Source organism: Mycobacterium persicum (genome assembly GCF_002086675.1).
GTDB classification, from domain to species: Bacteria; Actinomycetota; Actinomycetes; order Mycobacteriales; family Mycobacteriaceae; genus Mycobacterium; species Mycobacterium persicum.
This window is the reverse complement of record NZ_MVIF01000176.1, coordinates 1-4,683: the sequence shown is the minus strand read 5'-3', so window position 1 is coordinate 4,683 and position 4,683 is coordinate 1. Positions and strand designations below refer to the sequence as shown.

Sequence of the window (4,683 nt, the reverse complement as noted above, 5' to 3'; positions counted from 1 at the left end):
AACGGCGCCCCCGGCAAAGCCGGCCTCGGCGGCGATACCTTCAACGGCGCTCACGGCAGCGACGGCAACCCGGCCTACTCGGTGATAGGACCCACGTATTCAAATCGTCTGTACTGGCTCAGCGCCTCGATCGACCCTGCCAGCACTGACGGTGGGCCAGTGCTGGACACTTATGACAACGCGCCGATTGGCCAGCTCAGCTGGCGCATCATGCCGCAGAACCTCAGTGATGCCGGCGTCAGCTGGAAGCTCTACTCCGACAAGTCGCTCGGGCCAGCAATTGACAACTACGTGGGCTACGGCCGCATTGTGCAGTGGTTCAAGCAGTCCCAAGACCCGAGGTCGGATTTGGCTCGCTTCGGGGCCGCCCCGCGTTACCCGTCGGACTTCGCCACCGACGTCAAGGCCAACAGGCTGCCGAAAGTTTCTTGGCTGGTTCCGAACTTCCTGCAGTCTGAACATTCCTCGATGCCGCACGCGGGCGGCGCTGTCGCGCTTCTGGACGTGCTGCGGATTCTGCTCACCAATCCGGCGGTATGGGAAAAAACCGCGCTGATCGTTAGCTACGACGAAAATGGCGGCTACTTCGACCATGTCGTGCCGCCCACCGCACCAGTGGGGACTCCGGGCGAATACGTCACGGTGCCCGACATCAACAAGGTGACCGCGTCCGGAGGCATACGCGGGCCAATCGGCTTGGGCTATCGCGTGCCCTGCTTCGTTATTTCTCCATATAGCCGGGGCGGGCTGATGGTCCACGACGTGTTCGACCATACGTCGCAGCTGCGGTTGATCGAGACGCGGTTTGGCGTGCCGGTACCCAATCTCACTGACTGGCGACGAAGCGTGACGAAGGATATGACGTCGACGTTCAACTTCGCGGTCCCACCAAACTTGGCGCCGCCCAACCTGAATCAGCCGAGACGGGTTCTTTCGACACTGGCGCAGTGCGGATTCGGCGTATTCCTGGTGGGCGGGTATATTCGAGCGAAACCCTCCTTACCGGGTGCCTTACCCCCAGACAATGCCCGCCCAGGAACTCACGCCCAGCAGGGGGGATTCCAAGCGGTCTCTGCTAGTCGCGTCGGTTGGGGGGACACGCCCGTTGAGGAGCGCAGCTAATCGTTTTCGCAAAGCTACAGTGGGCCCACCGCTACAGAAGGGCGACGACGGGTGATGCGCAAAACCTCGGTCGACCGGATGTCGCGCCGAGAGTTCTTGGCAAACCTCACCGCCGCCACTAGCGCCGGCGCGTTTATGTCGTTGGCCGGACCGGTGATTGAGAAGGCTTACGGGGCAGGGCCGTGCTCGGGCCACTTGACCGACATCGAACACATCGTGCTGCTCATGCAGGAAAATCGGTCCTTTGACCACTACTTCGGCACCGTCTCCGACGTCGACGGGTTCAGTGCCCCGTCCCCGCTGTTTCAGCAGAAGGGATGGAACCCACAGACCCAATCGCTGGACCCCGCCGGCATTACCCTCCCGTTCCGCCTTGACACCACCAGACCCCCGTTGCTCAACGGTGCGTGTATCAACGACCCCGACCATGGGTGGATCACGATGCACCAGTCGTGGAACGGCGGCGCCAACGACAATTGGCTTCCGGCGCAGGCGCGGACACGCTCGGTAGCCAACGTCCCAGCGGTGATGGGTTATCACACGCGACAAGACATCCCGGTTCACTACCTGCTGGCCGACACGTTCACGTTGTGCGATAAGTACTTTTGCTCTGTATTGGGGCCGACTTTTTCCAATCGGCTGTACTGGCTCAGCGCCTGGCTCGATCCCGATGGCAGCAACGGCGGGCCAGTCTTGGAGACGTACTACAACGCACCGATTGGCCAGCTCAGCTGGCGTATCATGCCGCAGAACCTCAGCGATGCCGGCGTCAGTTGGAAGCTGTACGCCGACATGATATTAGGGCCAGCCATCAACAATTACGTCGGCTATGGCCGGATTGTGCAGTGGTTCAAGCAGGCCGGCGATCCGAGGTCGGATTTAGCGCGCTTCGGCATCGCGCCGCGCTACCCGTCGGACTTCGCTGCCGACGTCAAAGCCAATAGGCTGCCGAAAGTTTCGTGGCTGGTTCCAAACTTTCTGCAGTCCGAACATTCCTCGATGCCCAACGCGGGCGGCGCTGTCGCGCTGATGGACACGCTGCGTATCCTGTTGTCCAACCCGGCGGTGTGGGAAAAGACCGCGCTGATCGTCAGCTACGACGAAAACGGTGGCTACTTCGACCATGTCGTGCCGCCCACCGCACCGGCAGGCACTCCGGGCGAATACGTCACTGTGCCCGACATCAACAATGTGATCGCCTCTGGCGGCATACGCGGGCCGATCGGCTTGGGCTATCGCGTTCCCTGCTTGGTCATTTCCCCGTATAGCCGCGGCGGCCTGGTGGTCCATGACGTGTTCGACCATACTTCGCAGCTGCGGTTGATCGAGAAACGGTTCGGCGTCCCGATTCCCAACCTGACCGCCTGGCGACGGAGCGTGACTGGGGATATGACGTCGACGTTCAACTTCGTTGTCCCACCCAACCCGTCGCCACCCAACTTGGACCAATCGAAACGTGTTCTGCCAGAACTGGCGCAGTGCGGACTCGGCGCATTAGCGATAGCGGGCATCTATCGCCTCAACCCTCCCTATCGGGTTCCCTACCCGCAGATAATGCCTGGCCAGGAACTCACGCCCACCCGGGGGACTCCCAGCGGTGTCTGCTAAATCGCCTGTGCCTGGACTTGCTGGATGCGTTCTTCGCGGGGCAGCACCGGACCGTCATCGAGGGGCTCGTCGATACCGAGTTCGGACAGGCCGACCTTGGTCAACAGCGAGGTGCCGTAGGCGGCGAGCACGAGTTTTTGCTCATCGCTGTGGCCGCCATCGATGAGCATGGCGCCGATGACACAGATGACCGCCATCTTGTAGGCGTTGAAAGCCCGGTACCACGAACGGTTTCGAGCTCGATGCCACTGGCCTTCTGGTAGTGGGCAAGGAGTTGGTCGAGGACAACGCGGCCGGGTGGCTGGTGTTACCGACCGGCTGCATCCACAGCAATTCGAGCCATCCGATATCGGTCAGCGGGTCGCCGACGGACGTCATCTCCCAATCGAAGACAGCACTGATGTCACCTCGCTGCTGACCGGATCCCTGATGAAGACCGCGATGAAGCGGCTCGCCGATCGCACCTCCATCCCCTCGCAATGTCAACTTGAACTGGCCCCAGTGGGACGGCTCGAAGTGGCCCCACTTGAGGCTCGGGGGTGACGGCAACACCTGGTGGTGTCAGGGAGGCTTGGGGTTGGCGACCGGGCTTGGGGGTGGAGGTTCCCGCCGGGCGTGGAGGGATCGGCCAGGTGTCGGCCGAAGCCCTCTTGGTTGCGGTTTGGGCCGAAGGCGCCGGGGCGTGATCTCTAGGAATTCAGGTTGGGCCGGGCATCGGGTTCGTAAGTGTTCGTGCCCGAGTGGGGGCGTTACGACTTGGTCTGCTCTTTGGTGCCCGTGTTCATGGTGTCGAGGACTTCCCGCAGTGTGCGGGAGGTGGCCTGGGCCTCGGCGGCGAGCAGTTCGGCGGCGTGGGCGGCCGCTCGTGCGTCGGTGGCGTCCTTGGTCGCGGCCGCCGTTAGTGCTGCCTGCTGGTCGCGGGCGGCTTCGGTGGCGGCCAGTCGGGTGGTGAGGTCAGCCAGCTCACCGCGCAGTTGCGTCGTCTGGGCTTTCGGCTGTCTCGGCGCGGGAAGTCGCGGTGGCCAGGTCGGTGAGCGCGTCGGCCTCGGCGGTCACCAGGGCGGCCCGCTCGGCGGCATCGGCTTCGGCCTGTTCGTCGCGGGCAGCGGCCACGGCCGCCGACCACAGCGGGTCAAGGACGCGCGCCAGGACGTCGGCCGGCACTGGCGACACGTCGCGGGTCGCCCGGTTGGTCCGCAGCCATTCACTGGCCGCGTCGGTGCTGACCCGGGCACGCTCACGCAAGGCCCGCACGGTCACGGGCTTGCCCTCCACGCTCAGCGCGGCGAAGGCATCGGCCAGCGCCGATGCGGCGGTGTTCTTGGCGGCCATGAGTAACTTCCTCAGGTACAACCAAGTACGTACTGTGTTTCCGGTACGTTCCTAGTGTACCTGGTAGCCGTGCGGTTTCGGTCATCCATCCGGTGAGAGCCAACCCCCCCGGGTTGTGAGCAACCCCAAACCTCGCCGTTGGCGATGACAAGCAGCTTGGCGTTCGGCACTGGCACGATGGCGCTGGCCGACGCGGCGGACTCAACTTCGAACGATTGCCACAGCAGTGCCCCTGGCGCGCTCCAGCTCGGTCAGCGCCCCAGGATGCTGCGCTTGCGGCCGTTTCGGGCCCTGCACAGGCGGTTTCGGGTTGCGTTGCCGGTGCAGCGTGGCGCGGGACTTTCCGGTCAGCCGGCACGCGGCCACCACACCGACCAGCGGCACCAACTCGTTCACAGCGCCGTCGATCAAGGGTTCTGCCTGGTCTCGCCGTCCGAGCTGTTGGACAGCAGCGACAACAGCTCGGATAGTTTTCCCAGGACCTCGTGGGCCTGCTTGGCCTTGGCCAGCTCAGCGGCCAGACGCGCGTTCTCGGCCTCCAGCCTCGCGGCCCGCTTGTCTGCCTCGGTCATGGCCGGCTTGGGGCCTGAGGGCTTGGCCGCGAGCGCATTCAACGCTCCA

At 63.9% G+C, this 4,683-nt stretch carries 5 protein-coding genes and 2 pseudogenes; 3 read left to right on the top strand and 4 right to left on the bottom strand.

Features of this window, described 5'->3' with window-relative positions; all coding sequences use genetic code 11:
- Window positions 1-78: 78 nt before the first annotated feature.
- Window positions 79-1,079, top strand: a pseudogene (locus tag BST40_RS27275) (phospholipase C); the annotation flags it as partial.
- A gap of 97 nt (window positions 1,080-1,176) precedes the next feature.
- The gene (locus tag BST40_RS27270) at window positions 1,177-2,730 is read left to right on the top strand and encodes a phospholipase C (RefSeq protein WP_083156424.1); all 1,554 of its coding nucleotides are present in this window, start codon (window positions 1,177-1,179) and stop codon (window positions 2,728-2,730) included.
- Here BST40_RS27270 and BST40_RS27265 read toward each other — a convergent pair.
- Window positions 2,727-3,138, bottom strand: a pseudogene (locus tag BST40_RS27265) (phosphotransferase family protein); the annotation flags it as partial. The gene BST40_RS27270 and the pseudogene BST40_RS27265 sit on opposite strands and share 4 nt — an antisense overlap.
- Between BST40_RS27265 and BST40_RS30960 the strand changes: the two are divergent.
- On the top strand, window positions 3,028-3,273 hold the full coding sequence (locus BST40_RS30960) for a hypothetical protein (RefSeq protein WP_099225830.1): 246 nt from the start codon (window positions 3,028-3,030) through the stop codon (window positions 3,271-3,273). The pseudogene BST40_RS27265 and the gene BST40_RS30960 overlap by 111 nt on opposite strands.
- Before the next feature lie 420 nt (window positions 3,274-3,693).
- On the opposite strand, the gene BST40_RS29080 is transcribed toward BST40_RS30960, so the two are convergent.
- The 3 genes from BST40_RS29080 to BST40_RS30350 all read right to left on the bottom strand — a co-directional run.
- Entirely contained in the window at window positions 3,694-4,062 is a 369-nt protein-coding gene (locus BST40_RS29080; protein WP_089025329.1) for a hypothetical protein, read from the bottom strand.
- 201 nt (window positions 4,063-4,263) lie between these two features.
- Entirely contained in the window at window positions 4,264-4,473 is a 210-nt protein-coding gene (locus tag BST40_RS27250; RefSeq protein ID WP_208618939.1) for a hypothetical protein, read from the bottom strand.
- On the bottom strand, window positions 4,470-4,683 hold a 214-nt coding region (locus BST40_RS30350), incomplete at its 5' end, for a hypothetical protein (protein ID WP_425270711.1). The genes BST40_RS30350 and BST40_RS27250, both read right to left, overlap by 4 nt.

Coding starts and splice junctions, on each gene's coding strand:
- BST40_RS27270 (WP_083156424.1), top strand. CDS start 1,177: ATGCGCAAAACCTCGGTCGACCGGATGTCGCGCCGAGAGTTCTTGGCA.
- BST40_RS29080 (WP_089025329.1), bottom strand. CDS start 4,062: ATGGCCGCCAAGAACACCGCCGCATCGGCGCTGGCCGATGCCTTCGCC.